Genomic DNA, 15,223 nt, shown 5'->3' with positions numbered 1-15,223 from the left:
ACAACAGTTCAATTTTATACTTTTCACAGAAAAATGTCAAGTAAACTTCCCCTAATATTGGCAATCATTTCGCTCGCGCCATAGGTCAATTTGGCGACGAACAGCATCCAGTCGAAACCCCCGCCGATACAGTTTTGCCGTTACTTTTTGCTGCTCTTCATAAGATAGTTCTGTCCTTCCTCGGAGCAGTTTTTCCAGTGCCTTTTGCAGTGCCGGGGTATCATCCTCGTCAACAGCCTCTATTGCCAGCGTGATCCACTGCTCCGGAACGTGTCTTTTTTGTAAATCCTGACGTATTCTTCGCATACTTCGGGATTCGCGATATATTTCTACAAACCGCTTTGCATACCTCTTATCGTCAATATAATGATACCCGGCAACATATTGTATTGCTGCTTCCACTGCTTCTTCTGAGAATCCCGCCTGTTCTAACTTACTGCGAAGTTCCCATTCCGTGCGATCCATATGCTGCAACAATCCCATCGCTTTCTTCGTTGCCTTTAATTTCTCATCTTCCATCGATTATTCCGCATCGTCAGCCTTTTTGGCTGCCTTAACCGGCTCCTTAACTGTTTTATCAGACGCCTTTTCCTCATTCTCTGCCTGATCAACACCCTCTTTTTGAGCATATTTTTCACGTACTTTTTGTTCAACCTCTTCCATCAGATCCGGATGTTCTTTCAAGAACAGTTTTGCATTTTCACGTCCCTGACCGATCTTATCTCCGTTATAGGCATACCAAGCGCCACTCTTATTGACAATATTTTCTGCAACGGCCAGATCCAAAATATCTCCTTCTCTGGAAATGCCCTCTCCGTAAATAATATCAACCTCAGCAGTACGGAATGGTGGTGCCACTTTATTTTTCACAACTTTGATCTTGGTTCGATTACCGATCGCCTCACCATCCTTTTTGATCTGCTCCCCACGTCTGACTTCCAAACGAATGGAGGAATAATATTTCAATGCACGGCCACCGGTCGTTGTCTCCGGATTACCGAACATGACACCAACTTTCTCACGCAACTGGTTGATAAAGATCACCGTACAATTGGTCTTGCCGATGATCGCTGTCAATTTACGCAATGCTTGAGACATTAATCTTGCCTGAAGACCAACGTGAGAATCTCCCATCTCACCCTCAATCTCTGCTTTCGGAACCAGTGCTGCTACAGAATCCACGATCACAATGTCAACTGCACCGGAACGCACCATTGTCTCTGTAATCTCCAATGCCTGCTCTCCGGTATCCGGCTGTGAAATATATAGGTTGTCAATATCTACACCTATCTTCTTGGCATACACCGGATCCAGCGCATGCTCCGCATCAATAAAGCCGGCAATACCTCCGCGTTTCTGCACCTCTGCTACCATATGCAGTGCAACGGTCGTCTTACCGCCAGACTCTGGTCCATACACTTCTACCACACGTCCCTTTGGCACACCGCCAACACCCAGAGCGAGATCCAAGCCCAAAGAACCAGATGGTACGGTCTCCACATTCAAATGCATATTGTCGCCTAATTTCATAACGGAACCCTTACCATATGCCTTCTCAATCTGAGACAGTGCAGACTCCAACGCTTTTCTTTTATTTTCATCGATCTTTACTTCGTTTGCCATAACTAAATTCATCCTTTCTTAATTCGAACAAGTGTTCTTTTTGTATGATAATGCTTTTTCATTATCCTGTCAACATCTTTTTGCAATTCAAGTATACTAATACTATATCTTTATTTTTAACATATGTCAATATATAATTACGTATTATTTTTATTGCATCATGTCATATGTTTTTAATCTGACGATATCTTTGGCTACATCTGCTAACTTGCTGCTGATCGATCAGATGGTATTTTGTCATATCGCGAAGACTTTTCACAAATTCCTGTCCGCTGATGGGCGCCTGTATCAAATCCTCTAATGTGTCCTCTATTGACTGACGGTACTGCTCCATCGTGATCGCATGGGCCTCACAAAGAACACGATTTTTGTATATTTCCTTAAAATATGCGTCCAGGCGATTGCTGCGACTCACACTGTCATCCAATAAAAACGGGACCTTTGGCAACAGCTTCATCAAATTTGCCATTGACGTATTCGTTATGTATAATCCATTGCTCAAATAAAATAAATTTTTTTGGTAAACAAGTTCTCCGTCTACGTTACGTTCTGCATATTCCGGCAAAAGATCTTGAAACATTTTAGCAATGTACGTACTATATTGAAACGGGATATAATCCTTTTCGATATCTGCAGTTACATTTTTTTCATAATAAATACCCCTGATCTGATCCATGGGAATCTCAAATTCATTTGCATGGCCCTCTAGCACAAGAAAATGTAATGTTTTGTCAGTTCTCCAGGCAAATGCCGGAACCTGCTCTAATTTTCTCTCCTGGTAAGAATCAATCATAAGTTTCTGATGAGACTGCGTTACTTTATGCTGCTTTAATATCTTTTTGACATCTTTCGATTGAAGCGAGGCCAGATATCTTGCCTTGGCTCGCTGCCGTTCCTGTGGCGAATGCGCTTCTTTTCCTTCATCGTATGTATCTTTATTTGATTTTTGAGCCTTCTGTGTATTGATCGTAACAGAATTTACAGTCGCAAAGGCAACGACCAACAATACAAGCGCTGCCAGTGCAAATATCGGAAGCTGCAGTATCCACGCTGCGATAAACAATGCAACAGATGCTATCCCCAGCAAAATCATTGCCCATAAAAAAAGTTTTGTCTTGACAGACCCCTGTGTCATACTGCGTATAATTTTCCTGATCATGACCGCAATCTCCCTCCTTCATATCTGGCATGTGCATCAACACAATGAAGCAGTGACTCAAACTGATCATCAAGTGTTCCTTCTTCCAAAACAACATCTAACGCTGCTGCAATATTGTGTAGTAACAGTTTGTCAATATACGGACGCAGTCCCACTAATAGCTGTCTCTTTTCTCGAAAAGACTCTGCATCTAATATTTGAAGCATGCCTCGCCTGGCGATTTCCGTTTCTGTAATACGACCGGACAAATATTTTTCCGGCTGCCCCTTTTCCAGTGCCATACGCAGCTCTTCTTCGCTCACATCCGCCCCACCGGCAGGCACATTCTCCCCCTGTGCGCGCTGATTCTCGGATGCCTCTGATTCGTTCTCCTGAGACAAATCCTGCGCCGACACTTCAGACACACTCTCCTGCAAAGCACTTTTTGCCCCGGATGCTTCTACCACTCTCTCCTGAGGTGCACGCTTCTCCCCGGATGCTTCTACCGTTCTCTCCTGAGGCGCACGCTTCTCCTCTAACACTTCTGCCATCTTATGATAAGTCGCCTCAAAAGCTGACAGAGATTTTGCCCATACGGTAAATGGTGCATGCATCTCCTGATATATGGCAAGCTCCTGCGCACTGCCCTCCTGCCTTGCAACCGCCATCAATTGTACGATCTTACCGGATTGATTCACATATAAATTACCTGCTGTCCATACTTTACTGCCCATTTTATTCTCCATTCCGCAGACACTCTGCCATACCTTATAACCTGTCTACATTCTCCATCAATTATACCACATATCCCCCTGTTCCGTTAATATCCGTTAATAAATTATTCCATCTTCCCATGCCTCAATATCTCACACATCCACATATTGCTTATTATGTCGATGGGTTAATTATATTTTGCAGCCGCGATATAGTGAGTCCTGCCATCAAGAAACTATAGCAATTGCTTTGCCGCAATTAGTTTTCACAGTGATTTCTAGATTTTGTTGTCTCTGATGATCGATTTACATGCCTTTCGGAAACTCGAAGTCCCGGAAGCAAGGTATTCATCATTTTTGAAAGGGACTTTGCGCTCGTCGTTACTTATGTCTCGTATCTCAGAGACATTAAGTAACGTGACGTAGCGCATCGTAGCGAAAGCGTCCCGTCCAAAAATGGATGATACCTTGCTAAACCGGGACATCTCAGACAATCCTTCAGGCATGTATTCATCAGAGACTTAACAAAATAAGAAATCACGCGAAAACTCTGCGTTCTGCAGCAATTGCTATAGTTTTTTTGAAGGCAGGATAATTTACTTTATCGGCTGCAAAATAGCTATTATTTGATTGACATAATATGCAATATGTGGATTGTCTGTAACTTCCGGTATGGAGGGTTTTAATTGAGCATTTATTTTATATTCTTTTTATTTGACATCAGATGCCCCTAATGTTACTATTTGAACAGCAAATAACCATTTCAAACTCTCTCCCTGATATACAGAGAAGTTTGAATAAAAACGTATTATATTTTGTTGCACGTATGTAGCAATAGTAAAATGGAGGATATCAATGAACGACAAAAATAACGCATTATTTTTTAATGAAGATAACGACTTTAATGCAGTGATCACTCTGACAGATGAAGATGGCAATGACATGGACATGGAAGCTGTTGCCGCTTTGGAAATTCATGAACTTGGCAAAGAATACATTGCTGTAGTTCCTACGGAGCCAAATGATGAATTCGAAGATGGCGAAGTATTATTATTGATCTATTCTGAGGATGCTGATGGCAATCCGGTATTTGAAAGTCTGGACGATCCGGAAGAATTTGAGATCGCCAGTGCCGCGTTCGAAGAATTGATCGCAGAAATGGCCCAAGAAGAAGATGATGATGATGACGATGAGGAAGATGACGGAAATATCGGTTATCTGGACGATATTTCTGATATTATTCCGGGAGTCTCTATTGATCTGGACAACTAAATCCTTTGAATTGGCTAAGGTACAGGCAGATGGAATAATCCCAATGGCATTAAGTTAAGGCTAATTATGAGAGAAGTTGGTATCTTTTTTCGATACTAACTTCTCTTTTCATTTTCTTGTCACAGATTAAATTCCATACATTAATCAAAAAAATGTACGACAAATAGACAAGAGCAATACCCTTGTCAAAAATTGATACATTTTTCGATATTTTATGCTATTCTATACATGAAGCTTATTGCTTGTTTGACTTTCATTTCTCGTGGTCTTGAGCGCCCGGGGCGAATGGGTAGTACATATCTGGCAATGAGCAGTTCAACATCAGGTGGGTTATTTATACTTAACAGGAAATCACGGCATATATGTACAGCAACAGAAAAGTTGATTTTATATTCATATTTTCTGGAACCCTTTTCTATGACTACGTGCGAGGTAATCAATTCAGAAAAGTTATACATTATTAGCCCTGCGAAAATTTCTTGGAGTATATAGTCCACCTTTTTCGAATGAAAATGAAGTAATCCTATAGTATATTTTAAATCTCTAAAAGATGTTTCAATTCCCCACCTCATGCCGTATAGTTTCTTTAGTTCATCTGAAGGAAATTCTACTGCGTCCAGATTGGTTACTACAACTTCATATGAATTATCTGATATTGGAAAACGTACAATTCTAAATGGTAGATGATACAATACTGCAGGATCTGATTTTTTACTTTTTGACGGCAGATAATCGAACGTACATTTATGTGATATCCATCGATATGTATTCTTCTGCTGCAATAAATTCTTCATTTCATTTGTCTGTTTCCGAGTTAAATTTAAATCTATATACTCATCAAATTCCTCTGTGTCAGGTAAGTCTAAGCCGTGCAAAATGCCTGTTTTGTACTTGCCAAAATCCTTTACTCGTATAAGGTAGAACCAACCTTTTTCTTGTATATGTGCCATGTTGTTATACGACTCATACCCTCTGTCCGCAGTAACAATGGTCTTTGTGGTAAAATCAGATCTATCAACCATTTCAATTAATGCTTTGTTTTCTCCGGCTTCTTTAGCTTTATAAACTATAGCATCTTCATATGTGTGAGAGAGAAGGTTGTATAAAGCATTAAGGTGAAGGAGATTGTAGGGTTTTACGCCTTCTTTTGTTTGAAAAAAAGACGCTTTGTCCCTCGGATTAGTTGCAATTTGAATATCTGAACCATCAATAGCTAAAAGTTTATATCCCCTATAATTATCGCTTCGGGCTGTTTGGGAAGCGAACTCTTGAAAAAGATTTTCCAGTGCGGCTGGTAGGATTTTCTTTCTCTGCTGAACAAATGCTGATGATGTTGCGGTAGTGGTACTGCAACCAAACTGTCGTAATAGTTCGTTCGTTAAAGTAGCCCCCTCCATCGTTAGCAATGACAAAATCATATTTTCATATGGAATTTTCCTATTTCTTGTAAAATTCACATCGGGGTCAGAAACAAGTCCTGTTAAATCCTGCTTCTGCTTATTAATGAGATTCAATAATAAGTTTCTTAATTTCTGTGAGTTTCTATTCATGCGATTTCCTCCTTGTAAATAGATGTTTTCTAATTACAAGAGCCGCTTTAGCTACCTCTCAAAATTCTCAGTAGCTAAAGCGGCCGCATTTTATGACTGATTTGTCAATAGTTTATTGCAAAAAAAATCCCACACCACATTTCTGTGATGTGAGATTTCCTTAACTTAATGCCATTGGGAATAATCCATCTGCCTTTTTCATATGTGTTAAATAAATCCATGATATTGTGAGGATGGTTATGCTTAATTATCTTTGGGGGTATATGATACTGATCGGTATTGGATTTGGCATACTGACCGGCGAGGTGGAGGCTCTTAGCAATGCGGCTATTGACAGTACGGGCGAAGCTGTAACAATGGCGATCACTATGCTCGGCATTATGTCTATGTGGACAGGATTGATCGAGATTGCCAAACGTTCCGGCCTGTTAGACCAGATCACCAGAAAACTGGACCCTGTCCTGCATTTTCTATTTCCACGCATTCCAAAAGATCATATTGCAAAAGAGTACATCAGCGCTAATATCGTTGCTAATTTATTAGGGCTGGGCTGGGCAGCGACTCCTATGGGACTGAAAGCTATGAAAGAACTGGCAAAAATAGAGCGGGAGCGTCTTTCTGATACCGGCAGACCGATCCGCAAGGCTTCCGATGAAATGTGCACTTTTTTGATCATTAATATTTCATCACTGCAGTTGATTCCGGTCAGCACGATTGCTTACCGTTCCCAATACGGTTCCGTCAATCCTGCAGCCGTTGTGTTCCCCGGTCTGATCGCCACCACTATCAGTACGATCGTCGCTATTATTTTTTGCAGGATCATGTGCCGTAAGGGAGAAAAATAGGCGGTGCAGTTATGCACTGCCTATCCCCCGCTCTACTTTATACCCGCAACAGGAAATTCAAGTTTTTCCATCGTCCTACTCCATACCTACAACAGTAAAATCAAGCTTTTCTATCGTATCCTTGATGAGCGATTCATCGACATCTTTGTATAGAGATACGACGGCTATTTTTTTATTCAGTTTCACTTTACAGATCACACCGTCCAGCTCATTGACATGCTTCTCAATACGATTTTTACAATTCTGGCAATGCATTCCTTCAATATGAACAGTAAGCTCTCGAAGCTTCGGACCATCCATCTTTTTCTTAGGTACCTTTTCCTTTGGTCCTCCACAGCAGTCTCCTTCCCCTTTCATATGTTTGACTGTCGTACGGATTGCCGGGATCAAAATGATCACAATGATCACGATCGCAATCCAATTGCCCGATGTCTGTGCTGCCAAATAATTTACCATATTTACCACCTGACCTTTCTAACTCTGCTATCTTCTTCCGCTCCCTAAAGCACCGCTGTTCGTAAAGAGGCATAACCATCCATCTGATCATATAGAGAAAAGACCGCCTGTTTTTTGCAAAACAAACGGCCCCATCACTATTTTTTCTGTTTTGTTTTCTTTGACCCAGCTCCGCAATACTTTGTGCAGGAACCAGCCGAAGGACAGCCAATGCATCTTACACCCTTTTTCTTAGATTTGACAATATAAAAAATCGACACTCCTAAAATAAGCGCAATAACTAATATTGCGATCAAGTTTGCAATAATGCTTCCCACAATAACCATCCCTTTCTATTGATTCTATGAAATCTTCCACAGCGGAAGATACGTTGCCATATCTTCTGACGCCGTGAAGTTTTCATATATACATTAATCTAATTGATACTCTGTATCAATAGCTCTGTTACCTTTGATGATCAGACTAACGATCACTGCCGCAAAAATTGCTATTGCAATCAATCCTGCATAGAAACCTGGAGTAGAAAGAACTGCTGCAGGTCCGGAGACGATCATTGTACCGATCTGGTATACCAAATATCCAACTGTGAAACCTGTTGCAAGCTGTAAGCAGATACCACCAAGCAGCCACTTACCACTCTGCATCTCAGAGTTCATAGCACCAAGTGCAGCGAAACATGGTGGTGTATAAAGGTTGAACATTAAGTATGCAAGTGCTGCCACTTTTGTCAATCTCATAACATCAGCTACCGCATTACCGGAACCTACTAATGCAAGCTCATCAGTATCAATGAAGTTTGTAATTGCAAAGCAGGTAGCGATTGTACCAACTACATTCTCCTTAGCAATAAATCCCGTGATTGCTGCTGCTGCAAGCTGCCATGATGCAATTCCAACGACAGGTACTAACAGATAAGCAAACGGGCCGGCAATACTTGCCAGAATAGAAGTACTCTCCTGTCCCTCTTCGATTGCCTGAAGATGCCAGTTAAAGGACTGCATCAACTGTACTACAGTATTACATACAAGGATTACGGTACCAGCCTTAACGATGTATGCCTTACCACGATTTAACATAGATAAAACACCGATCTTCAAGCTTGGAATCTTATATTCCGGAAGCTCAATAATGAAGAAGGACTTTCTATATTTCATACCGGTAATTGCTTTGATAAGCAATGCTCCCAAAAGTATCAAAAGAATTCCAACGAAATACATCAATGGACCTACCCATTTTGATTTCGGGAAGAATGCTCCTGCAAACAATGCGATTACAGGCATCTTAGCGCCACATGGCATAAATGTTGCAAGCATCGCTGTTGTTCTACGCTCACGCTCATTCTTAATGGTACGACATGCCATGATAGCAGGAATACCACAACCGGTACCGATAATCATAGGGATGACGGATTTACCGGAAAGACCTACTCTCTTAAAGATTGGATCCAGTACGACTGTTGCACGTGACATGTAACCACAGTCTTCAAGTAATGCGATAAGGAAGTACATCACCATTACGAGTGGAAGGAAACCAACAACGGCGCCTACACCACCGATAATACCATCACAAAGGAAGGATACTAAGAATGCACTTGCGTTAGCTTTTTCCAAACTATCTGTCGCCCAACCCTGGAACTGCTCGATCCATCCGGTCAGGATATCTGCCAAATATGTACCTAAAGTAGACTGTGAAATATAGAATACCAGGTACATTACTACTGCAAAGATTGCAATACCGATTACAGGATGTGTGATAACAGAATCAATCTTATCCCCAATTGTCTTATCCTTTGTAAGCACTTTACGATTCTCTACTTCTTTCACAATAGCATTTACAAATGCAAAGCGCTTTCTATCAGCAGCTTCTACCTCATCTTTGTCATGAAGATTAACTTCACCCTGTATATACGGTGCCTTCTGACCGGATCCCTCTAACTCTGCTGCCTGAGCAACAACTTCTTTTAGTCCTTCATCGGATGTGGATACTGTTTTAAGCACCGGACAGCCAAGTTTCTGAGACAACAGTTCTGTGTTGATCTTTGTCTCTTTCTTCTCATTAATATCGCTCTTATTCAAAGCTACAACAACCGGAACACCAAGTTCCAAAAGCTGTGTTGTGAAGAACAAGCTACGGCTCAAATTGGTAGCATCTACGATATTAATAATAACATCCGGATGCTCATTCTTCACATAACCGCTTGTAATGCTCTCCTCTGATGTAAACGGTGACATGGAGTATGCACCCGGAAGATCGACTGCGATCAACTCTTTTGAGCCATCGTAATACGCCTTCTTGATCTGGCTTTCTTTCTTATCGACGGTAACACCAGCCCAGTTACCGATTTTTTCATTTCTTCCCGTTAATGCGTTGTACATAGTGGTCTTTCCACTATTGGGATTACCGGTTAACGCAATTCTCATAACGAAACCTCCTTGTAAAATGACAAATTATCAAATTCTTTATATTAAAATAGCTTTCGCTAGTTCAATATCAATGTTGTATCTGGCGTCTTTGATCGAAACTACCAGATTTTTCTTTTTACGTGCAACGACTGTGATCGGCTCACCACTGTAGCACCCAAGTGAGAATAAGAACGCACTCATTTCATCATCGTTTGTTGCAATCTCTTCTACTACATATTCTTTTCCTTCTACTGCATCATTCAGAGTCATATGTTTTCCTTTCCGCTCCTGTCCTTCCTCGCACAATATAGTTCGTTACTAACAGCAATCTGTTGCGACTTCTTTTCGTTAGGTCTATCTATCGTGTGAAAGTTGACACATATTTAGGTTAGCTCTATCTAACCCTATAATAATTTAATACAATCTTTTTCTTTTGTCAACAAAAATATAAATTTTTTCAAAAAAGCTGCCTTACAAAGCGGCAGCTTTTTGAAGATAGGATTATAATGTCAAAATAGATCTTTCCATTCAAAGCAACGAATATTTGTCCACATTCTGGAAATACGTTTATTTTGTTCATCGTCAAAACATTGCATGATTGCACTGCGCGTGATTACATCACGTGGCGGATATCCGGCAAACACCTGTCTGCGTTCCTCTCCTGCAGGTACTTGCAGCACATAGTCCTGTGAAGCATTCTCATCTTCCTCAGTAAAGAAATATCGTAATGAATATGGTACAGTGTCCGTATCTTCATCTTCTGCGCCATAACACCAGTCTGCATATTCATAGATCAAAGGACTGTCACCACCGGAAATCACAGAAGTGTAACCAATATAATACATATTCTTGATCACATTGTCTGGTCGGGACAAAAAATTTACAAAGGCTTCTGCAGCCTGCTGCTTCTTTGCATCCGACCGAACGCCTTTTTTAAGCATACACCAGCCGTCAAACCACAGATTCGAGGCTTCCTTCGGTACGGCAAAGCTCAGCTCAAGCCCATCTTCTTCCGCCTGGTCCATGGTATACACACCATCACCGGACCACTGCATATTGGCAACAACTTTGCCGGTAACCATATCCGCTTTACCACTGTCTGTCTCCAGCGAATACGCATTTTCGCGCATATCTCCAAGGATCTCCTGAATCTCATCCACTGCTTTCACACTCGTATCATTCATTTCCTCAAAAAGACGATTCGAATAATCAGGAGCCTGTGTAAACTGCTGTGAAGATAGCTCCTTTTCTTTGCGGATCGCCTGCGCCACAATATAGGAATCTCGGATACTGTCTTTCATCGTGATACGTTTACGATATTTGGTATCCAACAACATGGACCAATGATCGGTATCTTTTTCATCCACTTCCTTTGGATTATAGACAATCCCCATTGTTCCCCACATATAACCTGCACCATACTTGGATAACTCTTCTCCATCAATCTTTAACTCATCAAAACGTTTCCTTATATAGGGGGAAACTCCTTTCGCATAGTAGTTATCCGGATCCGAGGTGTCATAAAAACTGCTCGAAAACGGTTCCAATCGATGCTCTTTCATCAACTTCATGATCATATATTCTGATGGACAGATCAGATCAAAAGTATCTCCCAAAGTAAGCTGATTGTACAAATCTTCATTTGTGCCAAACGTGGAATATTCCACTTTGACTTTTTCACCGTATTTCTTTTCATACCATTGCTCAAACAGCTCCGTCATCTCTTCCTTTCCGAGAATTTTCGTGCCGTCCGCAAGCTCGATCGTCTCATCCTCAGACCAGCCGCCCTCATCAATGTATTCCTCCCAATTCGCCACGCGAAGTACTGTCACATCATCTTCCGACTGCTTTCCACAACCGACACACAATGCTGACAGCAAGAACAAAACACACAATGCAATTCCTTTTTTCACGGTTTTTCTACATTCCTTTCTACAATCGTTATACATTTATTCTGTCATTCTACATTTGTCGACTTTTTTAGATCTTTGCTGTTTATCACAACCACAAATAGCACCACCAGCAAAAATATTACCGTTGACAGCGCCCAAAGAGCCGTCTTGATCTCTGTCCGTGCTCCACGTGTCGCATTAACCACATACGTACTGATCGTATTAAACGTAGCAGGTTTGGTATACGTAGTTATGAAATAATCATCTAACGACAAGGTCACTGCAGTCATAAAGCCTGCCGCAATACCCGGTACCAGCTCCCGAAAGATTACGGTACGAAGTGCCTTTGCCGGAGTACAGCCAAGATCTAATGCCGCCATATACATATCCGGATCCATCTGCTTTAGTTTGGGAAGCACTGACAAATATACAAATGGCGTACATAATACCGTCTGTCCGACGATCAACGGAATATAAGTATCTTTATCGATCCCGGCAAAAACGATCAACAGTACACATATCGAAAATCCAGTCACAACATCCGAATTAACTACCGGTATCTGATTCACAAGTTCGATACTCATGCGTGTCTTTTTGGAAGAGTAAAAAATTCCTATTGCACCTAACGTCCCTAATATACTGGATAATACAGCTACCAAAAGTGCCAGAAAAACTGTGCCTATGATCATATCTGTCAGCTCTTTGGTCGTAAATAACGTGACATAATTATGCACAGAAAATCCACGGATCGATCCGATCATCGTCGACTTTGTAAAACTATACACCGCTAAGATCAAGATCGGCAGATACAAAAATGCAACGACAAGCATAAGCCACACTGTCTGTAATCCTTTCTTTTTCACAAAGCTGCACCTCCCCGCTGAATATCCCCATCATCACCGGTTATTTTGCCGGTGATCCAAGTGATGCCAAAAATAATGAACAGCAGTACCATTGAGATCATAGAGCCGTTATTCCAATCATAGGTATTGAAGTAACTTCCGATCAGACTTCCCATGATATACGTACTGTTATACACCATGTCTAATACAACATAATTCGTCATTGCCGGCAAAAACACCATTGTCACACCGCTGATGATCCCCGGCATACTGAGCGGCAGGATCACCTTAAAAAACACCTGATGACGTTTTGCCCCAAGATCTGCTGCCGCCTCCGGCAGTGCGCCATCTAACTTCAACAGCACCGTATAGATCGGCAGGATCATAAACGGTAAAAAGTCATAGACCATGCACAGCACCGCATTAAACAGCGGGTGAAATGCCAAGTTACCCTCGATCAGGTTTAACACTTCTTTGAGTGCCGTGATACGAAGCGTAAAATTGATCCACATCGGCGTCACCAAAAGAAGCATCCATACACCACTTTTGCGAAATCCCCCTCTTGCCAGAATATACGCTGTCGGATACGCAATGAACAAACAAACGGTTGTCGTCAGCAATGCGATCACGAAACTGTAAAATAACGTTCCTAATGTTTTTCCATTTGTAAAAAAATGTTGAAAGTTCTCTACGGTAAATTGTCCCTGTCCATCAGTAAATGCGTAATAAAGCACAACAAACAATGGCAGTACGACAAACAATATCAAAAACAGGATATACGGAATCCCTAACTGTTTTCTTGTAAAATGCATCTGTCTCCTCCATGAAATGATCCCGCTACCAAGGCAGCACTAATAAATGATCACTCTGCTAATGTAACGCTGATGCCTGTATCCGGCACGACAACACTAACGTAATCTCCAATGTTCCACAAATATTCATCATATACAAAATACAACTCATCATTGCTTGAACGTACTTCATAACTATAATGATCTCCCATATAGATCAACGAATCAATATGCCCCTGTACCAAACCAACTTGTGGGTCATCGCTAAGCTGCGCCTGTCTTGGATTTATATAGACAACCACCTTGCGTCCCTCTGTCTCGATCGGATGACCGCTCTTATCATAAAGAACTCCATCCTGCAATGTCGAACCCGAAAAAAGCTTTGTCATATCCACTTTGATACTTCCATCCACCAGACGAATACGCATCGCATCATCGATCATGCCGGTGAAATGATTTGCCTTTTCATTAAAATGCATCAAATGAATACTATCCGGCAAGATATCAACACCAACTTTCGTTCCCTTGGCAATATCCCCGGAAGCCTGAGCGACAATCTCATCTTTCTCATTGTGCAGGACCGTGATCTCGTGAAAGGTTCCTTTAAATATAGAAGACATCACCTCGCCCTGAAGTTTTCCCTTGCCGGCCTCCGTCAAAACAACGTCTTCCGGACGGATCACCGCCTGTACACGCAGTCCCTCCTTAATGTCATCCACACAATCAAACTCTGTTTGGCAGAAAGAGACCTTCTTGTGCCCTGTCATAACACCGTTAAAAATATTGCTTTCTCCGATAAAATCCGCTACAAAAGCATTCTTTGGCTCATCGTAGATCTCCTCCGGCGTACCAACCTGCTGAATCTCACCATTGGACATGACAACGATCTTATCCGACATGGTAAGTGCTTCCTCTTGATCGTGCGTCACAAAAATAAATGTGATGCCAAGTTGTTCATGCATTAATTTCAGCTCCAGCTGCATCTCTTTGCGCATTTTGTAATCCAATGCGCCAAGCGGTTCATCCAAAAGCAAGATCTCCGGCTCGTTGACGATCGCACGTGCAATCGCCACACGCTGCTGCTGACCACCGGATAACGTATGCACCCTTCGCCTTTCAAAGCCCTCCAGATCCACCACATCTAATACATGGCACACTTTCTCGTCAATGACATCTTTGGGTAATTTCTTTAACTTGAGGCCAAACGCAATGTTATCGTATATATTCAAATAAGGAAATAACGCATATTTCTGAAATACGGTGTTGATCGGACGCTCATTGGGTGGCAGTTTACTGATATCCTTACCGCCCAGCAATATCTGGCCGGACGTCGGCAGCTCAAATCCACCGATCATTCGCAGGATCGTCGTCTTGCCACACCCGGACGGACCTAATAACGTTACAAATTCACCTTTTGCGATCGATAAAGAAACATTATCAACGGCGGCAGTGTCCCCCTCATAACATTTGGAAATATTTTTTAATTCAATAATGTAATCTCCCATAGTCATCCTCCACATGCATAATCTAATGGAATATTACTCTAGTATCCTGCGAAGGTCAATATTTTATGGGGAATTTTCTCCAGTTTTTTGTCCGAATATCCACTCTTTTTTCCATTGCAAAATATGCAGAAATGAGATAAAATATTTTATAGCGAGCGGTTGCCGGGCCGCAGTATATTTTTTGCGGATCCCAC

The 15,223-nt window shown here is 41.6% G+C and carries 14 protein-coding genes; 2 read left to right on the top strand and 12 right to left on the bottom strand.

The window, feature by feature from the left end; translation table 11 throughout:
* Positions 1-51 precede the first annotated feature (51 nt).
* The 4 genes from ACSAJE_RS13050 to ACSAJE_RS13035 all read right to left on the bottom strand — a co-directional run bounded on the left by ACSAJE_RS13050 (position 52) and on the right by ACSAJE_RS13035 (position 3,495).
* Complete coding sequence (locus ACSAJE_RS13050) at positions 52-519, bottom strand: regulatory protein RecX (protein ID WP_118508131.1); 468 nt, start codon at positions 517-519, stop codon at positions 52-54.
* A gap of 3 nt (positions 520-522) precedes the next feature.
* Complete coding sequence (recA, locus tag ACSAJE_RS13045; RefSeq protein ID WP_458009317.1) at positions 523-1,623, bottom strand: recombinase RecA; 1,101 nt, start codon at positions 1,621-1,623, stop codon at positions 523-525.
* 163 nt (positions 1,624-1,786) lie between these two features.
* Positions 1,787-2,782: a hypothetical protein gene (locus ACSAJE_RS13040; RefSeq protein ID WP_458009316.1), complete on the bottom strand. Its 996-nt coding sequence runs from the start codon at positions 2,780-2,782 to the stop codon at positions 1,787-1,789.
* A complete protein-coding gene (locus ACSAJE_RS13035) occupies positions 2,779-3,495 on the bottom strand; it encodes a hypothetical protein (RefSeq protein WP_458009315.1) in 717 nt (238 codons plus the stop codon). Before ACSAJE_RS13035 ends, ACSAJE_RS13040 begins: the two co-directional genes overlap by 4 nt.
* 834 nt (positions 3,496-4,329) lie before the next feature.
* On the opposite strand from ACSAJE_RS13035, the gene ACSAJE_RS13030 reads away from it, so the two are divergent.
* Complete coding sequence (locus tag ACSAJE_RS13030; protein WP_022026142.1) at positions 4,330-4,746, top strand: DUF1292 domain-containing protein; 417 nt, start codon at positions 4,330-4,332, stop codon at positions 4,744-4,746.
* A gap of 212 nt (positions 4,747-4,958) precedes the next feature.
* Here ACSAJE_RS13030 and ACSAJE_RS13025 read toward each other — a convergent pair whose 3' ends face one another.
* The gene (locus ACSAJE_RS13025) at positions 4,959-6,296 is read right to left on the bottom strand and encodes an IS4 family transposase (RefSeq protein WP_118691575.1); all 1,338 of its coding nucleotides are present in this window, start codon (positions 6,294-6,296) and stop codon (positions 4,959-4,961) included.
* 239 nt (positions 6,297-6,535) lie between these two features.
* Here ACSAJE_RS13025 and ACSAJE_RS13020 point away from each other — a divergent pair, with 239 nt between their 5' ends.
* Positions 6,536-7,141, top strand: coding sequence for a nucleoside recognition protein (locus ACSAJE_RS13020; RefSeq protein ID WP_118691096.1), 606 nt, complete (start codon positions 6,536-6,538; stop codon positions 7,139-7,141).
* Positions 7,142-7,216: 75 nt separating this feature from the next.
* Here the strand turns inward: ACSAJE_RS13020 and ACSAJE_RS13015 are convergent, their stop codons facing one another.
* From ACSAJE_RS13015 to ACSAJE_RS12985, 7 genes are all read right to left on the bottom strand, one after another.
* Positions 7,217-7,597 (bottom strand): heavy-metal-associated domain-containing protein, encoded by a 381-nt coding sequence (locus tag ACSAJE_RS13015; RefSeq protein ID WP_118691095.1) that lies wholly within the window; start codon positions 7,595-7,597, stop codon positions 7,217-7,219.
* 410 nt (positions 7,598-8,007) lie between these two features.
* Positions 8,008-10,017: a ferrous iron transporter B gene (gene feoB, locus ACSAJE_RS13010; RefSeq protein ID WP_118691093.1), complete on the bottom strand. Its 2,010-nt coding sequence runs from the start codon at positions 10,015-10,017 to the stop codon at positions 8,008-8,010.
* Between the two features lie 39 nt (positions 10,018-10,056).
* The gene (locus ACSAJE_RS13005; protein WP_458009314.1) at positions 10,057-10,269 is read right to left on the bottom strand and encodes a FeoA family protein; all 213 of its coding nucleotides are present in this window, start codon (positions 10,267-10,269) and stop codon (positions 10,057-10,059) included.
* Between the two features lie 239 nt (positions 10,270-10,508).
* A complete protein-coding gene (locus tag ACSAJE_RS13000; RefSeq protein WP_458009313.1) occupies positions 10,509-11,912 on the bottom strand; it encodes an ABC transporter substrate-binding protein in 1,404 nt (467 codons plus the stop codon).
* A 44-nt stretch (positions 11,913-11,956) separates the two neighbouring features.
* Positions 11,957-12,754 carry an ABC transporter permease gene (locus tag ACSAJE_RS12995; protein ID WP_022026136.1) on the bottom strand — a complete coding sequence of 266 codons (798 nt, stop codon included), beginning with the start codon at positions 12,752-12,754 and terminating at the stop codon, positions 11,957-11,959.
* Positions 12,751-13,545, bottom strand: coding sequence for an ABC transporter permease (locus ACSAJE_RS12990; RefSeq protein WP_118691090.1), 795 nt, complete (start codon positions 13,543-13,545; stop codon positions 12,751-12,753). Before ACSAJE_RS12990 ends, ACSAJE_RS12995 begins: the two co-directional genes overlap by 4 nt.
* 50 nt (positions 13,546-13,595) lie before the next feature.
* A complete protein-coding gene (locus tag ACSAJE_RS12985; protein ID WP_458009312.1) occupies positions 13,596-15,029 on the bottom strand; it encodes an ABC transporter ATP-binding protein in 1,434 nt (477 codons plus the stop codon).
* Positions 15,030-15,223 lie beyond the last annotated feature (194 nt).

Source organism: Jutongia sp. SJQ-6 (assembly GCF_054161275.1).
This window is presented reverse-complemented; position numbering and strand designations above follow the sequence as displayed.

Bases quoted from the DNA above. Each gene is read 5' to 3' on its own strand.
- ACSAJE_RS13030 (WP_022026142.1), top strand. From the start codon at position 4,330: ATGAACGACAAAAATAACGCATTATTTTTTAATGAAGATAACGACTTT.
- ACSAJE_RS13020 (WP_118691096.1), top strand. From the start codon at position 6,536: ATGCTTAATTATCTTTGGGGGTATATGATACTGATCGGTATTGGATTT.
- ACSAJE_RS13035 (WP_458009315.1), bottom strand. From the start codon at position 3,495: ATGGGCAGTAAAGTATGGACAGCAGGTAATTTATATGTGAATCAATCC.
- ACSAJE_RS13050 (WP_118508131.1), bottom strand. From the start codon at position 519: ATGGAAGATGAGAAATTAAAGGCAACGAAGAAAGCGATGGGATTGTTG.
- ACSAJE_RS12985 (WP_458009312.1), bottom strand. From the start codon at position 15,029: ATGGGAGATTACATTATTGAATTAAAAAATATTTCCAAATGTTATGAG.
- ACSAJE_RS13005 (WP_458009314.1), bottom strand. From the start codon at position 10,269: ATGACTCTGAATGATGCAGTAGAAGGAAAAGAATATGTAGTAGAAGAG.
- ACSAJE_RS13040 (WP_458009316.1), bottom strand. From the start codon at position 2,782: ATGATCAGGAAAATTATACGCAGTATGACACAGGGGTCTGTCAAGACA.
- ACSAJE_RS13015 (WP_118691095.1), bottom strand. From the start codon at position 7,597: ATGGTAAATTATTTGGCAGCACAGACATCGGGCAATTGGATTGCGATC.
- ACSAJE_RS13025 (WP_118691575.1), bottom strand. From the start codon at position 6,296: ATGAATAGAAACTCACAGAAATTAAGAAACTTATTATTGAATCTCATT.
- recA (WP_458009317.1), bottom strand. From the start codon at position 1,623: ATGGCAAACGAAGTAAAGATCGATGAAAATAAAAGAAAAGCGTTGGAG.
- feoB (WP_118691093.1), bottom strand. From the start codon at position 10,017: ATGAGAATTGCGTTAACCGGTAATCCCAATAGTGGAAAGACCACTATG.
- ACSAJE_RS12990 (WP_118691090.1), bottom strand. From the start codon at position 13,545: ATGCATTTTACAAGAAAACAGTTAGGGATTCCGTATATCCTGTTTTTG.